This window comes from Viridibacillus sp. FSL E2-0187, from assembly GCF_038006425.1.
Classification (GTDB): Bacteria; Bacillota; Bacilli; order Bacillales_A; family Planococcaceae; genus Viridibacillus; species Viridibacillus arvi.
On sequence record NZ_JBBOVG010000001.1, the window covers coordinates 3032181 to 3058689 of the forward strand.

Below are 26509 nucleotides of genomic sequence, written 5' to 3' on the forward strand. Positions count from 1 at the left end.
CTTAAAACTTTAAATTTTGCGTTTAATACGGTATACATAAGCTAAAACTTCCGCAACCGCTTTGAAAAACTCGTCTGGAATGCGGCCCCCAACTTCCACTTGATCGTACATTGCTCTAGCCAATGGTCTATTTTCCACCATCACAACATCATTTTCTTTGGCAATCAACTTAATCTTTTGCGCGATAAAGTCGGTCCCTTTAGCAACAACTTTTGGCGCATCCATACTTTCATCATCATACTGTAATGCGATTGCATAATGGGTTGGATTGGTAATAACGACGTCTGCTTTAGGTACTTCCGACATCATCCTACGCATGGCCATTTCACGTTGACGTTGTTTTATTTTTGATTTTATGAGGGGGTCACCCTCAGTATTTTTATATTCATCTTTAATATCCTGCTTGGACATTTTTAAGTTTTTTTCATAATCAAACTTCTGATAGAAATAATCCAAGATTGCCACACAAAATAACGTAAGTGAAGCTGCAATCCCCATTATTACTGTTAATTTACCAACAGTTATTAAAGTGACCCACGGAGATTTAAAAGACAAACTTAGTACATCATCTATATTCATGAGAAGAATAACTGTTGTAACCGATCCGATAAAGGTTATTTTTAAAACTGATTTTAGTAACTCAATAATAGCTCTCATCGAGAACATCCGTTTTAAGCCTTTAAGTGGATCAATCTTTTTTAAATCAAATTTTAATGACTCTGTTGTAAAAAGTAATCCGAATTGAAAAAAGTTTCCCGCGAGACTAGCTATTACCGCAATCACCATAATTGGTAATAAGACAAATGCCATCTCTATCATTACTTCTTTATAGATTTCCATAACTGAGCTAATCGAAATAGATTCAACTAACAAGTATCGACTAAATGTTTGTTTAAAAAATGCCATGACGCTATCTCTCATAGATCCGGCGCCAAATAATAAAAATAAAAAAACAGATAGGAGGGCAATTGCACTTGTAACATCCTGACTTTTTAATACTTGACCTTTTTTTCGGGCATCCAATCTTTTCTTAGGTGTTGCTTTTTCAGTTTTTTCTCCCGCAAAAAATTGTAAGTCAAGACGAATATATTGCATCTTATCCACCACCTATTAGAACCATAAAATCACGCATACTAACTATCATAATATTAAATAGCTTTTGAATAACCGCTACCATTACTCCCATCATTGTTACTAGAACAAGAAAACTCACACCAATTTTGATTGGGAAACCAACCACAAAAATATTCAACTGTGGAACTGTTCTAGCCGTTATCCCTAAAGCAATATCAACTAAGAATAATGTAGCAACAATTGGGATAGCCATTTGAAAAGCAATACCAAACACTGTACCAAACATTTTAATAATAAATTCAGTGGAATTTTCCGATCCAAAGGAAGGCCACATTTCACCAATTGGCAAGTATTCATAACTATAATAAATACCATCTAATAGTAAATGATGCCCATTAATCCCCAGCAACACTAGCAATGCTAGTGTATTAAAGAATTGCCCTAACAAGGGACTTTGTGCCCCTGTCTGTGGATCTATAATATTCGCAATAGCAAAACCCATTTGGAAGTCTATAAAACTTCCTGCTATTTGGATAGCTGACATAATCATGTAAGCTACTAAGCCGATAATTAAACCAACCATTGCTTCTTTCATAACTAATAATATGTATTCCCCGTTTACTTCCATTGGAGTAACGTCAATTGTGTAATACATCATCCATGCTATTACTGTCGCTAATGTAAGTCGCATTTTCGACGGGATTGTTTTATAAGAAAACAAGGGTACCGTTATAAAAAATGCCGAGATTCGCACAAGAATGAGAAGGAACACCGTTACTTTAGGTACTAGTTCTTCCATTCAATCACCCTATATATCGCAGTAAATTTTCAAAAATATCTGTTGCATACGAAGTCACTTGAGAAAGCATCCAAGGTCCAAAAAACACAATACCGACTAAAACAGCAATAATTTTCGGCACAAAGGCAAGCGTTTGCTCTTGAATTTGTGTCGTTGCTTGGAAAATACTGACTGCCAAACCAGTAATTAAAGCGATTAGTAATAAAGGCCCTGAAGTAAGTAGGACAACCATGATCGCACGTTCTGCAACTGAAATGACCATTTCACCTGTCATATTGATTCATCCCCTAAAAGCTTTGCAGCAATGATTTCATTACAAGATACCAGCCATCTACAAGTACAAATAATAGGATTTTAAATGGTAGTGAAATCATAACTGGTGGTAACATCATCATCCCCATAGACATTAATACACTTGCGACAATCATATCGATTACAAGGAATGGTATGAAAATCATGAAACCAATTTGGAAAGCAGTTTTAATCTCACTTAACGCAAAAGCAGGTACTAAAGTAGTTAATGAAATATCCTGAATCGTTTCAGGACGTTCTGCACCAGAATATTTTAAAAACAAATCTAAATCCTTCTGTCTTGTATGCTGACTCATAAAGTCTTTAAATGGCCCACTCGCTTTGTCGTAAGCTTCATCCAATGTGATTTTCTCATCAAAAAGAGGTTGTAATGCTTCTTTATTCACTTCTTGGAATGTTGGTGCCATGATAAAGAATGTTAAAAAAAGCGCCAATCCAACTATTACTTGGTTTGGAGGCATTTGCTGTGTAGCTAAAGCTGTACGCACGAACGATAGGACTATAACAATCCTCGTAAAAGATGTCATTAGTATTAATATACTTGGTGCTAATGATAGAACCGTTAGCATTAACATCAGTTTTACAGAAGTAGAAACATTGGATGGATCGCTGTCTGAGAAATAATTAACTAAATCACTCATTCTTTATCGCTCTCCTTTTGCTTCCACTCATTCAAATCTTGACTACGTTCAGATTTTATTTTTGAGATTTTTTGTTGAAATAAATCTTTGAATTCTTCTTTTGGTTTTTCATCTACTTTCGATGAAGGTCGTACTTTTTCTTTTAAACTAGTAAAAAGGTCTGCAATATATGGAACTTGATTTGCAAATTCCTGTTTGTCGTTATATAAGGTCATTAGACGCTCTTTTTCGACTTCGTTTGAGATTTCCTTAAGAATATGTACATCCTCACCTACACCAACTAAATAGAGCGAATCTCCTACTTTTAAGAGCTGCACCGATTTCTGTTGGCCTAAAGACAAACCACCTAAATTTTGCATCAATTGATTATGTTGATATTTTTGGTTTCTGCCATTTACAAATTTTAACATACCGTACAATAGTGCTACTACAAAGATAAGAGCTAGGACCATTTTAATATAATCCCATGGAGACAAGCCGACAGCTGTCGATTGTGTGTTTTTATCGACAGCTGTAGTTGAATCCTCTTTGCATACATCTTTATCTTTGTTATAGCAATCACCAACCATCCCCCCCGTCTCAGCAAAAGCTGGTGTCGGGTTTAGCATAGGATTAATAAATGTAATTGTTAATAATGATGCACACAACATCAGTTTCATTAAGGCTTTATAAAACATTCCGATCAACCTAACGCTTTTTGGATCGCTTCGATAACACGGTCAGCTTGGAAAGGTTTTACGATAAAGTCTTTTGCACCAGCTTGGATTGCATCAATTACCATTGCTTGTTGTCCCATTGCTGAGCACATAATAACAATTGCACTTGGGTCTTTTTCTTTAATAGATTTTAATGCAGCAATTCCATCCATCTCAGGCATAGTAATATCCATTGTTACTAAATCTGGTTTTAATTCGCTGTACTTTTCGATAGCTTGAGCGCCATCTCCAGCTTCCCCCACAACTTCAAAACCATTTTTTGTCAAAATATCCTTGATCATCATGCGCATGAAAGCTGCGTCATCCACAATTAAAATCCTTTTAGACATGTCTAACTCCTCCAATAACTATCTATCTTAGATTGTTTAAGCGATCCGCTTTACTCAAAATATCTGTAATACGAACACCGAAGTTTTCGTCTATTACAACTACTTCTCCTTTAGCAATGAGACGGCTATTTACTAGAATATCAACCGGTTCGCCAGCAAGTTTATCAAGTTCAATAATAGATCCACTTGCTAGTTCTAATATCTCTTTTACGGAACGCTTCGTACGTCCTAATTCAACAGTAACTTGCAGTGGTATGTCAAGTAGCATATTTAAATTTCTAGCTTCCGCTTGCTTCAATGATGCATTTTCAAAGCTTGCAAATTGCGCTTGTTGTACATTTGCCGGCTGTTGTGTATACATTGGTCTTTCAGGCATTGCATATGATTGTTGATATTGTTGTTCTTGCATTGGAGTAGGTTGTGCTACTGGTGCCTGTTGTACAGGTGGTGCTTGAACTGGTGCTGCCTGTGGTGCTGGTGCTGGTGTTGGTGTTGGTGTTGGTGCAGGAGCTACCATAGTTGAAGCAATTTCTTCAGTATCTTGATTCATTAATTGGTTAACCAACTTCTTACTAAATCCTAGAGGTAGTAGTTGCATAATATCTGAATCTATTAAAGTACCAATTTTTAATCTGAATGAAACTTTAACAAGTAAATCTTCTTCAGGAATATTATCTCTACCTTCATTTTTAGAAATATTCATCAAATCGATTGATGGGGGTGAAATGTCCACTTTTTTATTAAAGATCGTAGACATAGATGTTGCAGCAGAACCCATCATTTGGTTCATTGCTTCCTGTACAGCACTTAAATGAATTTCACCAAGCTCATCTGCAGGGCTAGCACCATCTCCACCTAACATTAAATCAGCAATAATTGCTGCATCCGATTGTTTGATGACCAATAAGTTCATACCCACTAGGCCCGTCGTATATTCAACTTGAACCGCTACATATGGATGAGGAAACTCTTCCTCCAAATTATCACGATTAATCATACTGATTGTCGGTGTTGTTATATCAACTTTTTGACCTAGTAACGACGATAACGCCGTTGCAGAACTACCAAAGGAAATATTACCGATTTCACCTAGTGCATCTTGAGATAATGCATCTAAATATTCCTCTACTTTGTATTCAATTTGAGAAGACTTCTTATTTTCTAGTACGGGAGATTCGCCTCTTAATAGGGCTTCAATTTCTTCTTGTGATAACATTTCATCACTCATCAACTTCGTCTCCTCCTTTCAAAGACTCTATAACTTGAACAGCCATTCGTTTTTTCAGTTTCCCTGGTTGAACAGTAAATTTTGGTATATCGCCAACTTTTAATGTAAGTGGTTGGCTAATTTTCTGATCCAGTTGAATAACGTCACCTTGTAACAATAGAAGGAAGTCTTCAATTGTTATATCAGCACTACCAAGCTCCGCTATTACTGGTAAATTAGATTGTTTCACACTATTTTCAAGAATCGCAGTTTGTTCAGGTGAAACTTCTTTTTTATTAGATTGCATCCAGTAGCGAACCGATAGATTCGGTACAATTGGCTCTAATACGACATGAGGGATACAAATATTAATCATGCCACTTGTTTCTCCAATGATGGAGTTGAATGAAATAACAACAACCGTTTCATTTGGAGAAATCATTTGTAAGAACTGCGGATTCACTTCAAGCTCTGATAAAGCTGGATCAATATCAGCTATGTTCGCCCATGCTTCACGTAAGTTATCGAATGAACGTTCAAATAAATTCGTCATAATTTTCGTTTCGATTTCAGTTAAGTTATCGACGTTACTATGACTTGCTCCTGTTCCTCCCATTAAACGATCTAGCATTGAATACGCAATATTAGGATTAATCTCCATTAGGATATTGCCATCTAAAGGTGGTACTTCAAATACATTTATAAGTGTCATATTCGGAATTGAACGAATGAACTCTTCAAATGGAATCTGATCCACAGATGCTACAGTTATTTGCACGTAAGTCCTAAGCTGAGCTGAGAAAAACGTCGTTAAAAGACGTGCAAAGTTTTCATGTATTCGGGTTAAACTTCGGATTTGATCTTTTGAAAAACGAAGAGCTCGTTTAAAGTCATAAACTTTAACTTTTCTAGCCTCTTCATCTTTCATAATATCATCAGCCGTCATCTCACCCGTCGATAACGCTGATAAAAGCGCATCAATTTCGGACTGGGATAACACATCTCCTGCCATTTTCCCACCTCCATTTCAAAATAATTGACCTTACTGAATGATGTATGAAGTAATGTAAACTTCTTGTACTTTACCGTCTTGCATCAATTCATTAAATCTTGTTTTTAACGTTGTTTCAAGCATTTTCTTTCCTTTTTTTCCTTCTAAATCGCTTTTTGTCATCTCTGATAATTCTTCAATCACAATACTTTTCACCTGGAAATCACGTTTACCGATTTCTTTAGCAGCTTTTTTGCTATCAGTTTGTATTTTTAGCGAAATTTTAACGAAATTTGTTCCAGCAAGATTTGTTGTCAACTCAGGAACATCTACAGAAGCTTCGATGATTTCATCAATATTTGGCTCTTCGGCACTTCCTTTGTTCAACTGATTGACAGTTACCAATGCAATCACACCAAGCAGTGTAATTGAAACTAAAATAATCAACATAATGGTTAAAAGTTTGTTATTCTTCATCTTCTTCACCTCTTAAGTGCGGGTTTGATAGGAGCTGTACACTGTGATAAAAAGCAATCATACGTTTACTCACTTCTTTCTCAGTCTCTAATACAACATATTTTCGTCCGGTCGTTAACGTAATCGTCGTATCAGGAAACTCCTCGACCGATTCTATGTATAAAGCATTTAATGAGAATGGTTTACCATTTAATTTAGTTACTGTAATCATAGGAAATAAGGGCCGAGTCTTGAGAGCCGACCCAGCCCCCCTCCTTTTAATGAAAGTTATTTTAGCTAAAACTTATCGTTTTAAGTTAACAAGCTCTTGTAAAATTTCATCAGATGTTGTGATAATACGTGTATTCGCCTGGAAACCACGTTGCGCTACGATCATGTCAGTGAATTCTTCTGATAGATCTACATTGGACATTTCTAATGCACCAGAAGCGATTTCACCAATCCCCTTTAAACCAGCAGTACCTACTGTAGCTACCCCTGAGTTTGATGTTTCATTATAGTAGTTAGAACCTTCCTTGGATAATCCTCCTGGATTTGGGAACTTAGCCATTTCTAATTGACCTGCTTTTTGCAATACTCCTGCTTCATCAACATACTCTACAGTCCCATCTTTACCGATAGACATACTTTGAGCAGTTGTAGGGATATTTATTACTCCAGCAGTTCCTTTTAAATACTTCCCTTCCGCATTAACTAAATCACCATTTTTATCCATATAAAAATTCCCAGCACGTGTATACTTTAAATTTTTCCCATCTTTATCCATAACAACAAAGAATCCATCACCAGAAATCGCTAAATCTAGTACTCGGTTAGTCGTTTGCAATGAACCACCTTCATGCATTGTATCTATTGCAGCAATTTGAGAACCTAAGCCAATTTGTTTCGGGTTCGTACCTCCAGTAGTCGCAGTCGGTGCTGAAGCACCTGCGCTTGTCTGTGAGAATACATCTTTAAACACAACGCGCCCTTTTTTGAAACCATAAGTATTAACGTTGGCGATATTATTACCTATAACATCTAACTTTGTTTGGAAATTTTTAAGACCACTGATGCCTGAATACATTGAACGTAGCATAACTTAATTTTCTCCCTTCGATTTTAGAGTGTACTGCTTCTGTCATTTGGCAGTACAAAGGCACCCTTAAAAGGTCCTGCCTTATGTCAGCACAATTGTGCCGTCGATATTGGTGAATAATTGATCTTTTGCTTCATTACGATCCATTGCTGTTATTACTGTGGCGTTTTTCGCACTAACTATGAGCGCTGCCTGATCAGTTAAAACAAGCGAATCATTTACACCTTTTGAGCGTGCTTCGAATACTTTATCAGTAATTCTTTGCCACTGTTTTTCATCAATATGAATATTTCGTTCGTTAAGACGAACTGAAGCGTGTTTACTTATCTTTAACTGATGGCTACTAGTTGCTTTTTCTAACTCTTGACTAAAGGAGTGTTTGCTTGTAGGAACACTCGGCCTTGCAATTGACTGTTGTCGTAAAGTTGGTTGAAGTTGTTGTATATGTTGCTGAAATCTTATTTTATCCACCATATATCTTATTTCCCTTGAGCAATGGACACAATTTGATCAGCTGTTACTTCATCACCGTTACTAAGTATATATTTGATTTGTCCATCTTTTTTGGAAACAGATTGGACGGTCGCTTCATTTGTTACTTCTTTTGGCGATTCTTCAGATTCTTCATTGTCGTCTTTATCCTCAGTCACTTTGTATGTAATATTCTTTCCGATTAACATACTCGCTTCTACTAGGGATCCCCCGTTACCACTCATACTTCCATTAATTACTTCTGAAATATTGGATGGTGTTAATTCTTTACCGTCTGCTAATACAAAAATTACGCCTTCTCCGCTGTATTTCACTCGGACCACAGTTCCTGTACCTTCATTAACGATTGGTTTTCCATCTTCGCCTTTTTTATCGGTCAACTCATGCCATTTCACTTCTTTGCCGATAAATGAGTTGAATTCAATTAACTGTGATTGTTGTTGTAATTGAGTTAAGTTTTCTATCGCTGTTGTCATATTCGTCATTTGTTCTAGAGATGAGAATTGGGCCATTTGTGCGATAAATTCTTTATCATCCATTGGGTTTGTTGGATCTTGGTTTTGTAATTGTGTAATTAGCAATTGCAAGAATGCATCTTTCCCTAAAGCAGAGTTACCTGTTTGTTTTTGGTTAGATGGTTTATTGGCAATATTATAATCATCTAAAATACTCTTTGTATCTGGAATCTTTGTTGTATCTGCCATAATCCTACACCTCCATTTCCATTAAATAATCGCTAAATGTTAGTTCTTCATCTTGCTCGTCTTTATTTTTAGCGTCTTGGTCCTGTGCTTGTTGCTTAAATGATTGATTGAATTGATTCTGACCTTTTTCTTGACGACTTGCATCGCTTAAGGCTTGTGCGACATCAATACGGTCAAGCTGTATATTTTGGTTAACTAGACCTTGTTTTAAGGAATTTAACTGACTATCTAGCATTTCTTTACCAAGTGCTGTTGAGGCTAACAATCTAGCTGTCATAACCCCATCTTTTTGTACTAGTTCTACGCGAATTGTCCCTAAATTTTCTGGGTACAGTTTGATTAATAGCTTCGTCATACCTTGCGCATTTGAAGTTTGACTACGATTCATAATCGCTTGGAACTCTTTGACAAACGTTTCAGCTTGAGAGGCCTTATTTGTTGGTAATGTTAATGTCACCGTTGTGTTAACTGTCCCTTTCGTCTCCGTAAGAGTTGTTGTAACACTTTCATTAGCACTGGCGTCGGTTAAATTAATCATTAAAGGTTGTACATCTTTAGATTTCACGAGTGGAAGTTGACTGCTTGATGCTTGGTTTAGAAGCTGTTCTACTTTTGTAGATAAAGCAGACATCCATTCTTTCACTTGAAATACTTGTAATTCTTGATTTAAGACTAAATCTGTTTTAGGTGCTGCAAGCTCAACTAATTTTAAAAATTTCAGAACATCTGAAGCCTGAGATTGAGAAACTGTTGCTCCCTTTTCTCCACTTATAGAAGACATCAAATTTTGCATAAATGCAAAGGCATTTTGATCAATACCAGCAAGAAAATCCCAAATATCTTTTGCCTGTGTATCATCACCTGTTAACTTCTGAATCGCAGCTTGTAAATCTTCAACGTTTACCCCTAATAACTCGCCTATTTTATCTAGTGATATACTTTCATTACTTAGAGCAGCTTCATCGATTGACCCGTTCAGCAATTTATTTAAATCTGTTAGAGAAGTTACACCAAGTATATTTGACATATCTTCTATAGTGATTGCTTGTTCCTGATCTCCAGTAGCATTGCTATTTAGCACTTTTCCAAGTAAACCTTCTAGACCTCTTGATAGATCGATAGATAATCTATTTGAGCTAACTGCGGATTCCTGAATGGACTGATTATTCAATTTATCTATATTACTTTGCTTACTATTTGTTGTAGCTGAAGCAGGCGGTTCATTCTTATTAGAAGATAATAAGTATTCCGAAAATCCAGTATTAGTCTTGCTATCAGTTGATTTTTTTGTTTGACTACTTGCTTTCGGTGCTTCTATTTGTATCGAATCGATATTCATGTTTTCACCTCCTTCCGACTAATAGTATTATTATTTCGCTAACAATGCCGTATATCGGGCAGCATCCTTCGCTGGCATCTTTTCTAAAACTTTCGCCAATGTTTCAGGTTTTAAGCTAGCTAGGATTTTAATTGCTTCCGAATCACTCATATTTATGATGACTGGAGCTGCTGCTTTTGGTGTCATTTTTTCAAAGGTTGAAACTATACTGCTAAATTCTTTTTTTGTTTCTACTTTGCCCGTCTCTAGCTTATCAATTTCAGCTATTAGTCGATCTTGTTCAATAACAAGCTTAGACTTTTCGTTTTTCGAGTCTTCTATTTGCCCTTGCAATTGCGCAATTTGGGCTTCTTTTTCTTGAATTTGTGCTTTTAGCTCTACCATTTGTTTGGCATTTTCTTTTGAATCTTTTTCATTTAACACTTTTTCGTTAGTACTTTGGGCTGTACCACTTGTCCATTCTTTTGCTTTTTCAAAAACATTTACATTTAATAAATGTGCAATGATCAGGAGAACGGCAGTTGTAAATAGTAATGGTATAATCACCCAATAAAAAAGCCTTTGAAGCGTACTAGGTGCTTTTATTTCCGAAGCTTTTGTATGCTCCAAATTTTTTTTCGCCATGCCATCACCTGATTTCTTTGTTGTAATATGCGACTGATGATAGTTCATCTAGTCGAATTGCTTCAAGTCTTTCTTGTTCTTCTTTAAAAGTTTCAAGATCTTTTTCTTTCATCTTTTCATACTTCCGAAATTCCAACGACTTTTCTAGCAATTTCTGTTCATGCCACTCCATTTTAGAGCGAGCTTGAATAACCTTTTGCTGTACATCTACTATTGTCTTTTCAAGACTATCAATAAATCTTGAATAATGATGAATTTCGTCGATACTAGAACCAATAGACATTCGTTGTTGTTGAAAACCGATTAAGTCTTCTTTTTTCTTTAGCAGATTATAAAGTTTGGTAGCTACTTCTTCAAAAACTCTGACTGATTCTTTAAAAGCAATTTCTGTTTCATTTTTTTCTTGCTCTCTCACTGTCATTACTTTTTCAAAGCGATATGTATATGCGCTCAATTACAGCCCACCACCATTCGATAAACTGATTAATTCATTCACACTCTGCTGCATACTAACATTATCTAAATAACCTTGTTTCAAAAATGCTGTAATTAGAGGTTCATAATGAATGGCTTGATCAATTTCTTTGGAAGTTCCTCGCTTATAGGCACCTATATTTATCAAGTCTTCTGATTTGTTATACGTATAGTAAAGTTCTCGCAATCGTTCTGCAGCTTGGACATGTTCTTTAGAAACGATATGATTCATCAAACGACTGACACTTTTTAAAACATTAATAGCTGGGTATTGCCCTTTATTTGCCAATGTTCGATCTAGCACGATGTGTCCATCTAATATACCTCGAACAGTATCTGCGATTGGTTCATTCATGTCATCCCCGTCTACTAAAACCGTATAGAAAGCTGTTATAGAGCCATGTTCATTTGTACCTGTTCGTTCTAATAACTTAGGCAAAATAGAGAATACAGAAGGTGTATAACCTCTCGTAGCTGGTGGCTCACCAACCGCCAAACCAATTTCTCGTTGAGCCATAGCAACACGAGTGACAGAATCCATCATGAGCATGACATTTAGTCCTCTGTTTCTGAAGTATTCTGCAATCGCTGTAGCTGTAAATGCCCCTTTAATACGCATCAGAGCGGGTTGATCAGATGTAGCAGCGACAACGATTGAGCGCTTCAAGCCTTCGGGTCCAAGATCTCGTTCGATGAATTCCCGAACCTCACGACCACGTTCTCCAATAAGTGCTATAACATTTAAATCAGCTTCTGTATTTCTCGCTATCATTCCTAGAAGGGTACTTTTACCAACACCTGAACCGGCGAATATACCAACACGTTGACCATTACCGACAGTTAACATGCCATCAATTGCTTTTACACCCACTTCAAGTGTTTCATTTATAGGTGGCCTAGTTAAAGGGTTTGGCGGTTCCTCTTCTGTCTGCACAGTAGCAAGGCCCTTTGGTAAGCTGTGTCCATCAATAGGTAATCCCATTGAGTCCAATACTTTACCAATAAGTTCAGGCCCTACTTTTACTTCTAAAGGTGACCCTGTTCCCTCAACTAAACAGCCTATCGAAATCTCTCTAATTGATGTAAAAGGCATGAGTACAACGATTTCATCTTTAAAACCGACAACTTCAGCTAAAATCTCTGTAGGTCCATTTTTTGAAGATTGCACATGAATCTTACATACATCACCAACAGAGCTTTCAGGACCTTGTGATTCAATCATTAGACCAACTACACGAGTTATACGACCGTACTTTTTAAATGTTTGTACTGATGGAATATGCTCAACCAACTGCGACGCTTTCATCATTTCTGATCCACGCTTTCTAATATTTCTATTAGTTTTAATCTTAATTCATTAAGCTGTTCATCGATACTCACGACAATTCTTCCGTGATTTGTTTCGATATAGCCATCCGTATCATTTAATTCTTCATTTACAAAAATCATGAATGGTACATCCACTGGGAAAATGGAAGCTAATTCGTCTCGATGACTTGATACGAGCTTATGATAAGTAAGTGATACATACAGCTTAATTTCTTTCATCTCTCTTGCCTCTTTCAAACCTCGACGGACCACATTCAAAAACAGCTCTCCATTTTCTTCTAAGGCTGATCCTAAAATGCGAGTCGCAGCATTCATGGCCAGTTCTAAAATGACTCTTTCTTGACTTTCTAGATATTGTTGAGCATTTTCTTGTGAACTGATCGTAGTTTCATTAGCTATTTGAACTGCTTCTGACATATTGTCTTCAGCTTTTAAGCGTCCTTCTTCTAAGCCTTGCTGAAAACCTTCATCATAAGCTTGTTGTTGAAGAATAAGCTTATCTTGTTCCCATTGCTCTTTAGCAAAATCAAGTGCCTGCTGTTGTTCTTCACATTGAACGAAGAATTGTTGTTGTTGAATGGTAATCTCAGATTGTGCTTCAGCAATAATACGTTCTCTTTCAGCTAAAACTTCTTCTAAGGAATAATCTTCAACGACTTCTTGCTGATCATCGGGTAATCTTAGCTCGCGTATTTCAATCGTTCTAATTTTCTCTTTGGATGATAGAGTATCATCGAATCGAATGATTCTAGACAATGACGTCATCTCCTCCACCACGAGCGATAATGATTTCACCTGCGTCCTCTAAGCGTCGTGTTACTGCAACGATTCTCATTTGTGCATCTTCAACATCTCTCAGGCGAACAGGTCCCATTACTTCCATCTCTTCTCTGAATGTCTCAGCCATACGTTGGGACATATTTTTGAAAATGATTTCTTTTACTTCTTCACTCGAAATCTTCATTGCAAGGAGTAAATCTTCATTTTCACAATCGCGTATAACACGTTGAATTGAACGGTTATCCAGCGTAACGATATCTTCGAAAACAAACATACGTTTTTTGATTTCTTCAGCAAGTTCTGGGTCCTGAATTTCAAGTGCATCCAGAATTGTTTTTTCTGTTTGTCTATCAACACCATTAAGGACTTCTACAACTGCGTCGACGCCACCAGTTTCAGTGTAATCTTGCGTCACAGTTGATGATAATTTGCGTTCTAATACCGATTCAATTTCACTAATAACTTCTGGTGATGTTGAATCCATCATAGCGATACGTTTCGCTATATCAGCTTGTACCTCTTGAGGTAAAGAAGATAGTATAATCCCCGCTTGCTGTGGCTCTAAATATGAAAGTATTAGCGCAATTGTTTGCGGATGTTCATTTTGAATAAAGTTGAAAATTTGAGCAGGATCTGTACGTCTCGCAAAATCAAAAGGTCTTACTTGTAGAGAAGATGTTAATCGATTGATAATTGTTTGAGCCTGATCCGATCCAAGAGCTTTTTCTAATACAGTTTTCGCATAACCAATTCCACCTTGAGAAATGTAATCTTGTGCGAGTGCAATATTATGAAACTCTTCGATGATTTCTTCTTTTATCTCTGGTTCAACTTTTTTAACTCCTGAAATTTCTAACGTTAAACGTTCTATTTCCTCTTCGCTTAAGTGTTTATATACCGCAGCGGACACTTCTGGTCCTAGTGATATTAACAGGAGCGCTGCTTTTTGTTTACCAGATAAACCTTTTTCTTTCCTTGACACAGCTTTTCCCCCCATTAATCTTCAGTTATCCATGTACGCAATAATTTCGCGAAATCATCTGGCTTGTCTTTTGCCATCTTCTCAAGCTGTTTACGTCGTACGGTTGATTCTGTTTCTTTTTCTGTAGAGATATCTTCTACTTCAACTATTTCTTCTTGATCTTCAAGAATCATACTTTCTTCTGTCTCTTTTTGTCGTCTAGAACGTAAGATAAAGAATGCTAGTAAAATAATAGCAACTACTAAAATACCGCCTATTACATATACCCACCATGGAATTTTACTTGTCTCAGTTGAAACTAATTGTGTTTTACCATTCAATTGTTGAACAGTTACATTTATTTTTTGGTCAATTTGAGCATCTGTTAATTGTCCAGCTTCATTTTTATCAATTGAAGTGCGGACGATCGATGCAAGCATATTTTGAATATCTTGTTGTATATTCGTTGGTAATGTCGTTGCGTCGTTAGCAGTTGGTGGTTCTACCATTACTTGAATACCTAAGTCACGAATTCGATACGGACTTTCTACGATCTGACGTTTAATACGATTCACTTCATTATTAATCGTCTCTTCAGTTTTCTCGTAATCTCCATCGCCAGTCGACCCAGATTGATAGTTTGTAAAATTATCCGTTGCATTTTCAGCTTCTGGTGTACCCGAAGCCGCAGCTCCAGTACCTGTAAATGTTTCACTAATACGCTGTGCACTGATTTGGATACCAGTCATATTCTCTTTATCTACTGGTTCAACTAAATTTTCTTCACGTTGTTCTTGGGTAAAATCAATATCAGTAGTTACTACAACAGCAACTTTATCTGCTCCCATTAAAGTACCTAGCATTGTTTGCACTTGGCGTTGCAAATCACGTTCAATTTGCTTTTTAAGTGTCAATTGTTGATTGACGTCCGCTCCACTAGCTCCCGCTGCTGCAGTATTAGTAGACTGTAAATCGTAATATTCAAAGTATTGATTAGTAATTACGATATTTTCGGGTGTTAGGTTCGGAACACTTTTAGATGCTAGATTATAAAGGGTTTGAATTTGCGTCTCAGTAAATTGATAACCTGGTTCTGTATTCAAAACTATCGATGCACTAGCTGGTTGCTGTGTATCACTTACGAATACACCCTCTTCAGGTAAAGTAATCATTACTTTCGCGTCTTTAACACCTTTAATACCTTTAATTAAATTCGCTAGTTCTGTTTGTGTAGAAGCTAATTTCAAAACGCTAAATTCATTATCAGTCATACCAAATCCAGCATTTTGAGAGAAAAATGAGTAATCTATTTTACCAGATTGCGGAAAACCTTCTGATGCTAATTGTACTAATAGTGGATCAACTTGATTTTCTGGGACTAAGATAGATGTTCCACCTGGTGCAATCTTATATTTTGTTCCTTGAGCATCAAGGGTTTCTTTTATTTTCCCTACTTCAGCAGTCGATAAATCTGAATAAAGTGGCGCATACGTAACTCGAGTTGCAAAGTATGTAATAACAGCTGCCAAAATAATAATTCCAAGAAGGGAACCTATTAACGTACCTTTTTGTGCTTTCGTACGACTTCCCCAAAACCTTGTGGAGTCGGTTTTGATTTTTGTCAGTCTTTCATTCATTTTAAGCCTCCGGTTATAGTGAATGTTCTAAAACGTGGTTAAATCCGCACTAACCGTTCGAATTAAACTGTCATTCGCATAATTTCTTGATACGCCTCTACTACTTTATTACGTACTTGTAATGCTGTATTCAATGTTATACTCGCTTTTTGAGAAGTAATCATAACGTCATGAAGTTCAACATTATCTCCGTTTATCAACTTAGTTGTCATATTATCAGAAGCAACTTGACTGTCGTTTACAGATTGAATAGCTTCTTTTAACATTGTTCCAAAACTCTCTTTTTGTTCTGTAGGCATTGTTTCAGCAACTCTTTGAGTCATAGTTGGTTGAACTGGTTGCATTACAGATATTTGTGATACTGGCAATTAATCCATCCTCCTTTGTAGAAATTATTTACCTATTTCTAGAGCTTTTGTTAGCATCGATTTATTTGCATTAAAAACCGTTACGTTCGCTTCGTATGATCGTGTAGCTGATATAAGGTTTACCATTTCTTTTAAAGGATCAACATTTGAAGTTTGCACATAACCTTCATCATTAGCATCTGGATGTGTTGGATCATAAATAAGTTTGAATGGTGTTTCAGTATCATTATTAATACCTGTTACTTTGACACCATTGCCAACTCCTTGTTTGCTTGTAGAACCCATTGCAGTATTTAAATAATTTGAAAATTGCCCTTCTTTCGAAGTTAATGTTACTGTTTTACGTCGATACGGTACCCACTCACCATTTTCCATTGTCGCTCGTGTAGTATCGACATTTGCCATATTAGACGAAATGACATCCATTCTTAGACGCTGAGCAGTAAGCGCTGAGCCAGTCGTGTTCATACTATGGAAGATAGACAAAACTAGTTACCCCCTTTAATGACAGTTTGTAATGTATTTAATTTACCGTTAATACGGTCAACCAGGGCATTATAGAAAATTGTATTTTCAGCCAAACTCGCCTGTTCTTTATCCATATCCACACCATTACCATTTTCTCGGTAGCGAAGATTAGAATAACTATAAACACCTGGTGTCGAATTCTTTGTAGTAAAATCAAAATGTCTTTGATCTGTTCTGTTTGCTTGAATATATGTATTTTGTGCCTCAGTTAACATCTTTTTAAAACTAACGTCTTTCGCCTTATAGTTTGGTGTGTCATTATTCGCTATATTTTGAGCGATTGTTTTATTCTTCACCGCAGCATAAGCGAGGCCACTTTCCAAATTACTTATCGTTCCACTAAATAAATCCAAATATTTCACCCCAATTCGATATAAACTACCAAATTTCAATTTTATTTTCACTATCTAATTGTATTAGAGATGTATCCAAGTGTCTATCTGTATTAGGTTCTTTTTGGTAGGTACAAAAACCCATTTTTATCACTTTACTCCCCTTTTCTTTCAAAACTTCTAAACCCCTTCTCCTATAAGGGGTAAAGGTAATATTCACTATAACAATAGTGTAAATACAGTTAATTCTTTGCGTTACCCACTACTTGTGCAGCTATTGAGTTTATAGGGATTTCTTATCTATTCAATAATATTAGAAAGTTAATTATTCCTAATAACACCAATTCGACACATATTCATTTGATATATTTTGTACAATTTTCTAATAATTCAACTTGATATTACTATAACAGACTTCACATATAATAATAGTTCTTTACTATTTTATTCTAAAATAGTTACCTTTTTATTACTTCTCATCCTTTTTTAACAGTAAAATGGTAACTATATATTATCTAATCCCTCCTTACAAAAGAATTATGTTTTTTTAATCATATTCAGTTGATTTTGTAAATTCACCATATCAATCGACAATATTTTCAATTTTCCGTCGTCTTTTAATGTTTCCACAAAAATACATCCATAATTTACTGGGTACAATTATGGATGTGTAGATACAAAAAAACTATCCCAAAGTCTTCGATAGACTTCGGGATAGTTAGGTCGTAATTATTAGCGCATTTTGATTTCAGCTAATGCATTAAGGAATTTATCGTTTAATACTTTAATATAAGTACCTTTCATACCTAGAGAGCGTGATTCAATTACACCAGCTGATTCTAGTTTACGTAAAGCGTTAACGATAACTGAACGTGTAATACCTACTCGGTCAGCAATTTTAGAAGCGACTAGCAATCCTTCGCTACCATCTAATTCTTCGAAGATATGCTCAATAGCTTCTAATTCACTGTATGATAATGAGTTGATCGCCATTTGTACGACAGCTTTACTACGAGCTTCTTCTTCGATTTCTTCAGCTTTTTCACGAAGAATTTCCATACCTACTACAGTTGCACCGTATTCAGCAAGGATTAAATCGTCATCCTCAAAAGTACCTGCTAGACGAGCTAAGATTAATGTTCCTAGACGTTCGCCACCACCGATAATCGGTACAATTGTAGTTAATCCTGATTTGAAAAGCTCTTTGTTCTCAAATGGGAATGCACTATGTTCATCATGGACATCAAGGTTTGGAGCAGTTTCAGAGAAGTCATATAAATTTTGAGTATATTCTTCAGGGAAACGACGCTCTTCAAACATTTTGTTAATGCGCTCGTTTTCAATTTGTTGAGTAATTGAAATACCTAATAATTTACCTTTACGGCTTACGATGTATACGTTACTTTCGATGACTGTTCCTAATGTGTCAGCCATTTCTTTAAAGTTAACTGGTTTCCCAGCAGATGCTTGAAGCATTGAGTTAATTTTTCGTGTTTTAGCTAATAAATTCATTTTTATATAGCCTCCTGTAATATTTTCTGCGTAGTTTATTTAATTTTCATAACTTTTTAAATTTTCATACAATAACCTAGATTATAAACTATAAAATAAATTGAGACAAATCTTTGTTCTTCGCAATTTCTCCAAGTTTTTGATCTACGTATGATGGTGTAATATCGATGTGAGCTGGTGCGATATCTGCAGCTTCAAATGACAACTCTTCTAAAAGACGTTCCAAAATAGTATGCAGGCGGCGTGCTCCGATATTATCTGTTTCTTGGTTTACAAATGTAGCAATTTCAGCAATGCGATCTATCGCTTCTTCTGTAAACTCAATTTCAACACCTTCAGTATTTAGTAAAGCCTTATACTGAAGAATTAATGAATGGTCTGGCTCCTTTAAAATACGAACAAAGTCTTCCTTCGTAAGCTTTTCTAATTCAACACGAATTGGGAAGCGCCCTTGTAGCTCAGGGATTAAATCTGATGGCTTAGACATATGAAATGCACCTGCAGCGATGAATAGCATATAATCCGTTTTGACAGGACCATACTTCGTATTAACAGTTGAACCTTCAACAATTGGTAAAATATCACGTTGAACGCCTTCTCTTGATACATTAGCAGAACCAGAATTACCATTCTTGTTGGCAATTTTGTCAATTTCATCGATAAAGATGATGCCCGTTTGCTCAGCACGCGTAATTGCTTCTTGAGAAACTTCATCAGAATCAATTAAATTATTAGCTTCTTCTATTATAAGTATACGTCTAGCATCTTTTACTTGTAGCCGGCGTTTTTTCTTTTGCTTAGGCATTAAGCTTGATAACATATCACCCATGTTACTACCACCCATATCCATGCCTGCTCCAGGAAACCCACCAAACATAGATGGTGCTTGCTCTGTCACTTCTACAGATATCCATTCATCTTCAAGTTTACCTACTTTTAAATCTTCTGCAATTTGCGAACGTTTTAAACGTACTTCTGTATCATCTGTAGTTGTTTCTTCTTCTTTCTCGGAATTTTGTCCGAAAAACATTTCGAAAGGATTTGAAGTAGATTGCTTTTTACGCATACTTGGTACAAGTAATTTCACAATTTGTTCATTAGCTAATTTCTCTGCTTGGTCCTTCACTTCTTCTTGTTTTTCTTCTTTCACGAGTCGGTTAGCTACTTCTACTAAATCACGCACCATCGATTCCACATCACGACCTACATAACCTACTTCAGTAAATTTTGTCGCTTCTATTTTTATGAAAGGCGCTTTTGCTAAACGTGCAATACGTCTGGCAATCTCCGTTTTACCAACTCCAGTTGGTCCAATCATTAAGATGTTTTTTGGGATGACTTCATTTTTCATCTCTTCATCTAAAAGTTGACGACGATGACGATTACGAAGCGCAACAGCTACCGCGCGCTTAGCATCGCGTTGTCCAACGATATAACGATCTAAATACTCGGTCATTTGTCTAGGCGTTTGTTGTTGTGTCATAGTTACAGTGCCTCCACGATAATATTATGGTTCGTAAATACACAAATATCTGCCGCAATTTCAAGCGATGCTTTTGCAATTTCCTCTGCAGATAACGTTTCACCAGAGTATTGCTTCAATGCACGACCAGCTGATAACGCATAGTTACCTCCCGAGCCAATTGCTAAGATACCGTCATCAGGTTCAATGACTTCACCAGAACCAGAAACAAGTAGTAGTGTTTGACTATTCATTACAAGTAACATTGCTTCTAATTTTTGCAACATTTTATCTCCGCGCCACTGCTTAGCTACTTCGACTGAAGCACGTTGAAGGTTCCCATCAAACTCCATAAGTTTCCCTTCAAACATTTCAAACAATGTAAACGCGTCGGCAACAGATCCGGCAAACCCCGCTAATACTTTACCGTTATATAGACGACGTACTTTCTTAGCTGTGTGTTTCATTACGACTGCATTACCAAGTGTCACCTGTCCGTCACCAGCCATCGCACTCTGCCCTTTATGTTGTACTGCAAAAATTGTGGTTGCATGCATTTCAACCATAATAACCCTCCTCCCAATTGTTACGCTCTTGGATGAGCATTCATATATGTGTTTCTTAGATGTTCTTTTGTCACATGCGTATAAACTTGCGTAGAAGATAAATTTGCGTGTCCGAGCAATTCTTGCACGGTACGTAAATCTGCTCCGTTGTTTAATAAATGCGTGGCAAAGGTGTGTCTTAACATATGAGGATAAATATTAGAATGTAATTCTGCATTTTTCATCATATCATTTAATATATAACGAATACCTCTTGCGGTAAGGGCTCCACCTCGCATATTGACAAATAGTTGAGGGTTTTGAAGGCCTTTCATAAGTTTAGGACGTGAATTTGCTAGGTATTGTTGCAATGCCTCCGAAGCAAAATGTCCAAATGGTACATAACGTTCTTTTCTCCCTTTTCCCATCACACGTAAAATGCATATTGAAAAATCAACATCTTTCATTTCAATAGATGTCAATTCACTAACCCGAATACCTGTAGCATACAACAATTCAAGAATTGCTGTATCTCTCAAAGACTTCGGATCTTCCCCTTCGTTTGCCTGAAACAATCTGGCAAGCTCTTCTTCATAAAAAAAGCGCGGTAGTCTATCTTCTTTCTTCGGATGATAAAGGGCTTGAAACCCTGCATCATCTAATCCGTATTCTTTATTCAAAAAACGAAAAAAAGAACGGATTGAGGAAATCTTCCTTGAGATAGTTGTTCTCGCTTTTTTTTCTTCGTACAATTTTGTTACGTAAAGTCTGGCATGTATATATTCAACATCAGCTAAATCTACTACACCTTCTACTTTTAAGAAAGATAAAAATTCATGTAAATCAGATTGATATTCTCGCACTGTTAATGGTGAAAAATTTTTTTCTAATTGAATATAAATAACAAATTGCTCAAGTGCTTGTTCAGATCGTATGTTCATTTGAACACCTCGTTAATAAAAGTTCCAAATTTAACCATCTAACTCTAAGCATTTTTATAAAGCAAAAACGATTACTAATCTAGAGCTAATGTTAATCCTAGTTGTTTAAGGCACATATGAGTATAACACACTCATGTGAATTGTTCGACACTTCAGTTCATAAGTAAAAATAAAGTTTTACTTGAAAAGTATATTCACGTCTTTTGGTTAACTTTGTTACACTTAAATGTATTATTCTTACTATCGAATTACCACTATTTGTCTCTTATTTTTAATTATGAGAAACTCTCTTCATTTATAAACAAAAAAAGCCATTAAAATTGTAACAATTTTAATGGCTTAAAACAATTATATATTTGTTGTATTTTTAAAATTTTGAATAGCTGCCAATGCACGTTCTGCGTGTTTTTCACCGCGTTCTTGCTTCGATTTAATTTTTTCACCTAGTTTAGGGAATAAACCAAAGTTCACATTCATCGGTTGGAAGTGTTTTGAATCTGCTTCTGTTATATAACGCGCCATACTTCCTAATGCAGTTTCCGCTGGGAAGATTAATAAGTCTTTCTCCATTGCAAGATGTGCAGCATTAATACCTGCTATTAGACCACTACCTGCTGACTCAACATAGCCTTCTACACCAGTCATTTGACCAGCAAAGAATATGTTTGGACGACTTTTCAGTTGATAAGTTGGTGCTAATGCTTTAGGTGAGTTGATAAATGTATTTCGATGCATAACACCATAACGAACAATTTCCACATTTTCCAAACCCGGGATCATACTAAATACTTCTTTTTGTGCTCCCCATTTTAAATGCGTTTGGAAACCTACTAAGTTATAAAGCGTTCCTGCAGCGTCATCTTGGCGAAGTTGCACAACTGCATGTGGACGTTTACCTGTTCTAGGATCTTCTAAACCTACTGGTTTCATAGGACCAAATAGCATAGTTTTCGGACCACGAGCAGCCATTACTTCGATTGGCATACAGCCTTCAAAGTATTTTTCTTTTTCAAACTCTTTTAATGGTGCAACTTCAGCGTTAATTAAGGCTTCTTGGAATCGGTTAAATTCTTCTTCAGTCATTGGGCAATTCAAGTATGCCGCTTCACCTTTATCATAACGAGATTTTAAATATACTTTATCCATATCGATACTGTCTTTTTCAATTATTGGAGCAGCTGCATCGTAGAAATAAAGATATTCTTCACCTGTTAAACTTTGAATTTGTTCTGCTAATGCTTTTGAAGTTAATGGACCTGTAGCAATAACTGTTATACCTTCTTCAGGAATTTCAGTTACTTCTTCATTAATTACTTCAATAAGTGGATGATTTTTCACTTTTTCTGTTACATAGCCTGCGAATTCGTGGCGATCTACTGCTAGCGCTCCACCTGCAGGAACTGAACTGCGATCTGCTGCTTCTATAATAACCGAATCTAACATACGCATTTCTTCTTTTATAACGCCAACAGCATTTGTTAAGTTGTTGGCACGTAGTGAGTTACTACATACTAATTCTGCAAATTTATCTGTGTGGTGAGCAGGCGTTTGTTTAACTGGACGCATCTCATATAAGCGAACTTGAATGCCTCTTTTTGCTATCTGCCAAGCTGCTTCACTACCTGCTAAACCTGCACCGATTACATTTACGATTGTTGTCATGCTAATATTACCTCTTTCTTATACTCATCATTGTGATGCTGTTTCTTTATAGTCACATTTCGTACATTGAATTTGTACGCCTTTTTTCAGTTTCTTCTCAACTAATAATTCACTACATTTTGGACAAGGTCTATTAATCGGTTTATCCCATGATACGAAATCACAGTCAGGATAACGATTACAACCATAGAAAATGCGTTTTGTTTTACTCTTACGTTCTACTATTTCGCCTTCTTTACATGTTGGGCATGTTACGCCAATTGCTTTGACAATAGCTTTAGTATTACGGCAATCAGGGAAGTTGCTACATGCCATGAATTTACCATAGCGACCTAGTTTGAAAACCATTGGTGAACCACAATGCTCACAATCTTCACCTGCAGGTTCGTCTTTAATTTCAACTTTTTCCATTGCCACTTCAGCGTGCTGTACATGTTTTTCAAAGTCTTGATAGAATTCATCGATAATACTTACCCATTTTGTATTACCTTCTTCAATACTATCTAAATCGTGCTCCATTTTTGCAGTGAACTCGATATTAATAATATCTGGGAAAAATTCTAATACTAATGAGTGAACAATTTCACCTAATTCTGTAGGTACAAAGCGTTTATTATCTAATGTAACATAACCACGCTTCTGAATTGTATCCAATGTTGGAGCGTAAGTTGATGGTCGGCCTATCCCTATTTCTTCCATCGTTTTAACAAGTCGCGCCTCCGAGAAGCGAGGTGGCGGCTGTGTGAAATGTTGTTTTGGTTCAATATTTAAGGATTTTACAATATCGCCTTTTTCCATTGGTGGCAATAGCTTATCTTTCTCTTCTTTTTGATCATCTGAACCTTCAATATAAAGCTTCATGAAACCTGGGAATTTCACTTGAGAACCTGTGGCTCTAAAGAATACATCACCATTTTGTAAGTCTGCGGTTACTGTATCTAATACAGCTGATGCCATTTGGCTCGCTATAAAACGTTCCCAGATTAGACGATAAAGACGGAGTTGATCTCTAGATAAAACAGCTTTTAACTGATCAGGCGTACGCAATGTACTTGTTGGACGAATTGCTTCATGTGCGTCTTGCGCTTTTTCAGATTTTTTTGCTTGTTGATCAAGAGGAGTAGTATATTCGTTACCGTATGTTGATTGCACATATTCAAATGCTTCTTTTTTCGCTGTTTCAGATATACGTGTCGAATCAGTACGCATATACGTAATTAAACCAACCGTACCTTCTTTACCAACATCTATACCTTCATATAATTGCTGTGCAAGCATCATTGTCTTTTTCGCACGGAAGTTTAATTTACGAGCGGCTTCTTGTTGTAGGGATGATGTTGTAAAAGATGGAGCTGCATTACGCTTACGCTCACGTTTCACTACTTTTGCAACTTCAAAATCTTCCCCCTTCATTAGCTTCAAGACTTCTTTTACTTGTTCTTCATTGGACAATTTGATTTTCTCTTTACTATTCCCATAATAAATAGCATCAAATTGCTTTTTACCTTTTTCAAAGTTACCTTCGATTGTCCAATATTCTTCAGGCTGGAAGTTTTTAATTTCGTTTTCACGGTCGATAATCATACGTAGTGCAACTGATTGCACTCGACCGGCAGATAAACCTTTTTTGACTTTCTTCCATAGAAGAGGACTAATGTTATACCCTACAAGACGGTCTAGAATACGACGTGCTTGTTGAGCATCAACTAAATCCATATCAATAGGACGCGGATGCTTAAATGATTCTTTAATAGCATCTTTCGTGATTTCGTTAAATAATACACGACAGTCCGATTTTATATCAATGTTAAGAGCTGTTGCTAAATGCCAAGCAATAGCTTCACCTTCACGATCCGGATCGGCCGCAAGATAGATTTTCTTGGCTTTTTTAGCTGCGGATTTTAAATCTTGTAAAACAGGACCTTTACCACGAATGGTAATGTATCTTGGTTCAAAATTATTTTCCGTATCAATTCCCATTGTACTTCTAGGTAAATCACGTACGTGACCAATTGATGCTTTTACTTTATATTTTTTTCCTAAATATCGCTCGATTGTTTTTGCTTTTGCGGGCGATTCTACTATTACTAAATAATCCGACATGTGAGTTCCCCCTTATAGAGGTGATGTTTCATTTTCTTTAGTTTCACTTGTTAAAATTGAATAAGCACATGAAAATTTTGTTAAAAAACTTACCATTCAACTATAACTTTTTTTCTTAGCGTTTACAAAAGAATACCTGTTGCAAAATGTATAACAGAAAAGAAATTTTTGCAAGTTATATTTCATCATCAAATAAAATATCTTTCTAATTCTGCTATTATTTGATAACCATTCCAGACTGGTGTAGCACCTTCTGCAAGCAATTTATGGGGGCCTAATGAAAGTTTTGAAGTGATATCTCCAGGTACAACGAAAATTTCTTTCCCGTGCTCTAAGCCGTGCTCCATTGTACTGGAGGTACCGCTTTTTTCTGCGGCTTCAGTAACTAGTATTGCCTTCGATATACCGCTAATAATACGATTCCTCATTGGAAAATACCATCGTTTTGGCTCGATATATGGCGGATATTCTGTCATTAATAAATGATCTTTGCTAATTATTTCGGCTAATTTTGTATTTTCTTTCGGATACAGATGAAATAATCCATGTCCAAGAATTGCGATTGTTTTGCCTCCGTTTGCAATTGCACTTTCATGCGCCATTCGATCAGCTCCCCTTGCTAGGCCGCTGACGATGATATAATCGTGTTCTACCAATGCCGGCATAATATACTGTAATGCATTTTCTGTATAGGTAGTCGCCTTTCTAGAACCAACTATAGCAATCTTACGTTTGTTTACTAGTAAATCTAATTTTCCTTTTACATATAGACATACAGGGGGATCATATAATTCGAATAACTCTTTAGGGAATAATGGATGAAAGAACGGGATAGGGGTAATCGATTTTTGCTCATATGCTTGGAGTAAGGGGTTTTCCATTGTTTCTATATAAGCAGCTTTTAATCTATTAGCTTTTTCATAGGAGAGATTTAATAATTGTGCAATTTTTTGTGAAGACATTTGTTCAAATCTTGCAAGTTCTATATCCTCTTTAAACAAATGCGCTAACCTGTTTAGCGGTACAGGAAATACATAATGCAATGCTAAGAGTCTCTGCGTCAATTGTACTTCATTCAATTATTGCCCTCCA

30 protein-coding genes are annotated in these 26509 nt (G+C 36.3%); all 30 read right to left on the reverse strand.

Annotation, left to right across the window (positions count from 1 at the left end; all coding sequences use genetic code 11):
• Positions 1-9: 9 nt before the first annotated feature.
• Positions 10-1095 carry a flagellar biosynthesis protein FlhB gene (gene flhB / locus MHH85_RS14855; RefSeq protein WP_053417458.1) on the reverse strand — a complete coding sequence of 362 codons (1086 nt, stop codon included), beginning with the start codon at positions 1093-1095 and terminating at the stop codon, positions 10-12.
• 1 nt (position 1096) lies between these two features.
• The gene (gene fliR, locus MHH85_RS14860) at positions 1097-1873 is read right to left on the reverse strand and encodes a flagellar biosynthetic protein FliR (protein ID WP_340707609.1); all 777 of its coding nucleotides are present in this window, start codon (positions 1871-1873) and stop codon (positions 1097-1099) included.
• Between the two features lie 4 nt (positions 1874-1877).
• Entirely contained in the window at positions 1878-2147 is a 270-nt protein-coding gene (gene fliQ, locus MHH85_RS14865; protein ID WP_053417460.1) for a flagellar biosynthesis protein FliQ, read from the reverse strand.
• Between the two features lie 13 nt (positions 2148-2160).
• The gene (gene fliP / locus MHH85_RS14870; RefSeq protein ID WP_193738723.1) at positions 2161-2826 is read right to left on the reverse strand and encodes a flagellar type III secretion system pore protein FliP; all 666 of its coding nucleotides are present in this window, start codon (positions 2824-2826) and stop codon (positions 2161-2163) included.
• A complete protein-coding gene (locus tag MHH85_RS14875; protein ID WP_193738722.1) occupies positions 2823-3503 on the reverse strand; it encodes a flagellar biosynthetic protein FliO in 681 nt (226 codons plus the stop codon). The genes fliP and MHH85_RS14875 overlap by 4 nt, the downstream gene beginning before the upstream one ends.
• 5 nt (positions 3504-3508) lie before the next feature.
• Positions 3509-3871, reverse strand: a complete 363-nt coding sequence (locus tag MHH85_RS14880) for a response regulator (protein WP_038184126.1) — start codon at positions 3869-3871, stop codon at positions 3509-3511.
• A gap of 22 nt (positions 3872-3893) precedes the next feature.
• Entirely contained in the window at positions 3894-5099 is a 1206-nt protein-coding gene (fliY, locus tag MHH85_RS14885) for a flagellar motor switch phosphatase FliY (RefSeq protein ID WP_340708185.1), read from the reverse strand.
• Positions 5092-6090: a flagellar motor switch protein FliM gene (gene fliM, locus MHH85_RS14890; protein ID WP_193738720.1), complete on the reverse strand. Its 999-nt coding sequence runs from the start codon at positions 6088-6090 to the stop codon at positions 5092-5094. The genes fliY and fliM overlap by 8 nt, the downstream gene beginning before the upstream one ends.
• Positions 6091-6120: 30 nt before the next feature.
• Positions 6121-6546, reverse strand: a complete 426-nt coding sequence (fliL, locus tag MHH85_RS14895) for a flagellar basal body-associated protein FliL (protein ID WP_193738719.1) — start codon at positions 6544-6546, stop codon at positions 6121-6123.
• Positions 6536-6757, reverse strand: coding sequence for a flagellar FlbD family protein (locus MHH85_RS14900; RefSeq protein WP_053417465.1), 222 nt, complete (start codon positions 6755-6757; stop codon positions 6536-6538). Before MHH85_RS14900 ends, fliL begins: the two co-directional genes overlap by 11 nt.
• A gap of 72 nt (positions 6758-6829) precedes the next feature.
• On the reverse strand, positions 6830-7624 hold the full coding sequence (gene flgG / locus MHH85_RS14905) for a flagellar basal body rod protein FlgG (RefSeq protein ID WP_193738718.1): 795 nt from the start codon (positions 7622-7624) through the stop codon (positions 6830-6832).
• 81 nt (positions 7625-7705) lie between these two features.
• On the reverse strand, positions 7706-8095 hold the full coding sequence (locus MHH85_RS14910; RefSeq protein WP_403981282.1) for a TIGR02530 family flagellar biosynthesis protein: 390 nt from the start codon (positions 8093-8095) through the stop codon (positions 7706-7708).
• A gap of 8 nt (positions 8096-8103) precedes the next feature.
• Positions 8104-8820, reverse strand: a complete 717-nt coding sequence (flgD, locus tag MHH85_RS14915) for a flagellar hook assembly protein FlgD (protein WP_193738716.1) — start codon at positions 8818-8820, stop codon at positions 8104-8106.
• A gap of 4 nt (positions 8821-8824) precedes the next feature.
• Positions 8825-10159 carry a flagellar hook-length control protein FliK gene (locus tag MHH85_RS14920; protein WP_340707611.1) on the reverse strand — a complete coding sequence of 445 codons (1335 nt, stop codon included), beginning with the start codon at positions 10157-10159 and terminating at the stop codon, positions 8825-8827.
• A 30-nt stretch (positions 10160-10189) separates the two neighbouring features.
• On the reverse strand, positions 10190-10831 hold the full coding sequence (locus MHH85_RS14925) for a MotE family protein (protein ID WP_193738714.1): 642 nt from the start codon (positions 10829-10831) through the stop codon (positions 10190-10192).
• Entirely contained in the window at positions 10788-11237 is a 450-nt protein-coding gene (gene fliJ / locus MHH85_RS14930; RefSeq protein WP_193738713.1) for a flagellar export protein FliJ, read from the reverse strand. The genes MHH85_RS14925 and fliJ overlap by 44 nt, the downstream gene beginning before the upstream one ends.
• Positions 11238-12563 (reverse strand): flagellar protein export ATPase FliI, encoded by a 1326-nt coding sequence (gene fliI / locus MHH85_RS14935; RefSeq protein WP_340708186.1) that lies wholly within the window; start codon positions 12561-12563, stop codon positions 11238-11240. It abuts the gene before it with no gap.
• Positions 12563-13351, reverse strand: a complete 789-nt coding sequence (gene fliH / locus MHH85_RS14940) for a flagellar assembly protein FliH (RefSeq protein ID WP_340707612.1) — start codon at positions 13349-13351, stop codon at positions 12563-12565. The genes fliI and fliH overlap by 1 nt, the downstream gene beginning before the upstream one ends.
• Positions 13335-14348, reverse strand: a complete 1014-nt coding sequence (fliG, locus tag MHH85_RS14945) for a flagellar motor switch protein FliG (protein WP_038184093.1) — start codon at positions 14346-14348, stop codon at positions 13335-13337. Before fliG ends, fliH begins: the two co-directional genes overlap by 17 nt.
• Positions 14349-14362: 14 nt before the next feature.
• Complete coding sequence (gene fliF / locus MHH85_RS14950) at positions 14363-15964, reverse strand: flagellar basal-body MS-ring/collar protein FliF (RefSeq protein ID WP_193738711.1); 1602 nt, start codon at positions 15962-15964, stop codon at positions 14363-14365.
• 62 nt (positions 15965-16026) lie between these two features.
• Complete coding sequence (fliE, locus tag MHH85_RS14955) at positions 16027-16287, reverse strand: flagellar hook-basal body complex protein FliE (protein ID WP_255511547.1); 261 nt, start codon at positions 16285-16287, stop codon at positions 16027-16029.
• A 69-nt stretch (positions 16288-16356) separates the two neighbouring features.
• Positions 16357-16818 carry a flagellar basal body rod protein FlgC gene (flgC, locus tag MHH85_RS14960; protein WP_038184088.1) on the reverse strand — a complete coding sequence of 154 codons (462 nt, stop codon included), beginning with the start codon at positions 16816-16818 and terminating at the stop codon, positions 16357-16359.
• A 2-nt stretch (positions 16819-16820) separates the two neighbouring features.
• On the reverse strand, positions 16821-17213 hold the full coding sequence (gene flgB / locus MHH85_RS14965) for a flagellar basal body rod protein FlgB (protein ID WP_053417472.1): 393 nt from the start codon (positions 17211-17213) through the stop codon (positions 16821-16823).
• A 711-nt stretch (positions 17214-17924) separates the two neighbouring features.
• On the reverse strand, positions 17925-18704 hold the full coding sequence (gene codY / locus MHH85_RS14970) for a GTP-sensing pleiotropic transcriptional regulator CodY (RefSeq protein WP_038184082.1): 780 nt from the start codon (positions 18702-18704) through the stop codon (positions 17925-17927).
• Positions 18705-18792: 88 nt separating this feature from the next.
• Positions 18793-20187 carry an ATP-dependent protease ATPase subunit HslU gene (gene hslU / locus MHH85_RS14975; protein ID WP_340707613.1) on the reverse strand — a complete coding sequence of 465 codons (1395 nt, stop codon included), beginning with the start codon at positions 20185-20187 and terminating at the stop codon, positions 18793-18795.
• A 2-nt stretch (positions 20188-20189) separates the two neighbouring features.
• Positions 20190-20732 carry an ATP-dependent protease subunit HslV gene (gene hslV, locus MHH85_RS14980; RefSeq protein WP_053417475.1) on the reverse strand — a complete coding sequence of 181 codons (543 nt, stop codon included), beginning with the start codon at positions 20730-20732 and terminating at the stop codon, positions 20190-20192.
• Positions 20733-20752: 20 nt separating this feature from the next.
• A complete protein-coding gene (xerC, locus tag MHH85_RS14985) occupies positions 20753-21652 on the reverse strand; it encodes a tyrosine recombinase XerC (RefSeq protein ID WP_038184063.1) in 900 nt (299 codons plus the stop codon).
• A 348-nt stretch (positions 21653-22000) separates the two neighbouring features.
• Positions 22001-23314 carry an FADH(2)-oxidizing methylenetetrahydrofolate--tRNA-(uracil(54)-C(5))-methyltransferase TrmFO gene (gene trmFO / locus MHH85_RS14990; RefSeq protein WP_053417477.1) on the reverse strand — a complete coding sequence of 438 codons (1314 nt, stop codon included), beginning with the start codon at positions 23312-23314 and terminating at the stop codon, positions 22001-22003.
• 27 nt (positions 23315-23341) lie between these two features.
• A complete protein-coding gene (topA, locus tag MHH85_RS14995) occupies positions 23342-25417 on the reverse strand; it encodes a type I DNA topoisomerase (protein WP_193738707.1) in 2076 nt (691 codons plus the stop codon).
• A 188-nt stretch (positions 25418-25605) separates the two neighbouring features.
• The gene (gene dprA, locus MHH85_RS15000) at positions 25606-26496 is read right to left on the reverse strand and encodes a DNA-processing protein DprA (protein ID WP_340707614.1); all 891 of its coding nucleotides are present in this window, start codon (positions 26494-26496) and stop codon (positions 25606-25608) included.
• Between the last annotated feature and the right edge of the window lie 13 nt (positions 26497-26509).

What these genes read in the sequence shown, in the direction of transcription:
- flhB (WP_053417458.1), bottom strand. Translation starts at nt 1,095, where the DNA reads ATGCAATATATTCGTCTTGACTTACAATTTTTTGCGGGAGAAAAAACT.
- fliR (WP_340707609.1), bottom strand. Translation starts at nt 1,873, where the DNA reads ATGGAAGAACTAGTACCTAAAGTAACGGTGTTCCTTCTCATTCTTGTG.
- fliQ (WP_053417460.1), bottom strand. Translation starts at nt 2,147, where the DNA reads ATGACAGGTGAAATGGTCATTTCAGTTGCAGAACGTGCGATCATGGTT.
- fliP (WP_193738723.1), bottom strand. Translation starts at nt 2,826, where the DNA reads ATGAGTGATTTAGTTAATTATTTCTCAGACAGCGATCCATCCAATGTT.
- MHH85_RS14875 (WP_193738722.1), bottom strand. Translation starts at nt 3,503, where the DNA reads ATGTTTTATAAAGCCTTAATGAAACTGATGTTGTGTGCATCATTATTA.
- MHH85_RS14880 (WP_038184126.1), bottom strand. Translation starts at nt 3,871, where the DNA reads ATGTCTAAAAGGATTTTAATTGTGGATGACGCAGCTTTCATGCGCATG.
- fliY (WP_340708185.1), bottom strand. Translation starts at nt 5,099, where the DNA reads ATGAGTGATGAAATGTTATCACAAGAAGAAATTGAAGCCCTATTAAGA.
- fliM (WP_193738720.1), bottom strand. Translation starts at nt 6,090, where the DNA reads ATGGCAGGAGATGTGTTATCCCAGTCCGAAATTGATGCGCTTTTATCA.
- fliL (WP_193738719.1), bottom strand. Translation starts at nt 6,546, where the DNA reads ATGAAGAATAACAAACTTTTAACCATTATGTTGATTATTTTAGTTTCA.
- MHH85_RS14900 (WP_053417465.1), bottom strand. Translation starts at nt 6,757, where the DNA reads ATGATTACAGTAACTAAATTAAATGGTAAACCATTCTCATTAAATGCT.
- flgG (WP_193738718.1), bottom strand. Translation starts at nt 7,624, where the DNA reads ATGCTACGTTCAATGTATTCAGGCATCAGTGGTCTTAAAAATTTCCAA.
- flgD (WP_193738716.1), bottom strand. Translation starts at nt 8,820, where the DNA reads ATGGCAGATACAACAAAGATTCCAGATACAAAGAGTATTTTAGATGAT.
- MHH85_RS14920 (WP_340707611.1), bottom strand. Translation starts at nt 10,159, where the DNA reads ATGAATATCGATTCGATACAAATAGAAGCACCGAAAGCAAGTAGTCAA.
- MHH85_RS14925 (WP_193738714.1), bottom strand. Translation starts at nt 10,831, where the DNA reads ATGAACTATCATCAGTCGCATATTACAACAAAGAAATCAGGTGATGGC.
- fliI (WP_340708186.1), bottom strand. Translation starts at nt 12,563, where the DNA reads ATGAAAGCGTCGCAGTTGGTTGAGCATATTCCATCAGTACAAACATTT.
- fliH (WP_340707612.1), bottom strand. Translation starts at nt 13,351, where the DNA reads ATGACGTCATTGTCTAGAATCATTCGATTCGATGATACTCTATCATCC.
- fliF (WP_193738711.1), bottom strand. Translation starts at nt 15,964, where the DNA reads ATGAATGAAAGACTGACAAAAATCAAAACCGACTCCACAAGGTTTTGG.
- fliE (WP_255511547.1), bottom strand. Translation starts at nt 16,287, where the DNA reads ATGACTCAAAGAGTTGCTGAAACAATGCCTACAGAACAAAAAGAGAGT.
- codY (WP_038184082.1), bottom strand. Translation starts at nt 18,704, where the DNA reads ATGAATTTATTAGCTAAAACACGAAAAATTAACTCAATGCTTCAAGCA.
- hslU (WP_340707613.1), bottom strand. Translation starts at nt 20,187, where the DNA reads ATGACACAACAACAAACGCCTAGACAAATGACCGAGTATTTAGATCGT.
- hslV (WP_053417475.1), bottom strand. Translation starts at nt 20,732, where the DNA reads ATGGTTGAAATGCATGCAACCACAATTTTTGCAGTACAACATAAAGGG.
- xerC (WP_038184063.1), bottom strand. Translation starts at nt 21,652, where the DNA reads ATGAACATACGATCTGAACAAGCACTTGAGCAATTTGTTATTTATATT.
- trmFO (WP_053417477.1), bottom strand. Translation starts at nt 23,314, where the DNA reads ATGACAACAATCGTAAATGTAATCGGTGCAGGTTTAGCAGGTAGTGAA.
- topA (WP_193738707.1), bottom strand. Translation starts at nt 25,417, where the DNA reads ATGTCGGATTATTTAGTAATAGTAGAATCGCCCGCAAAAGCAAAAACA.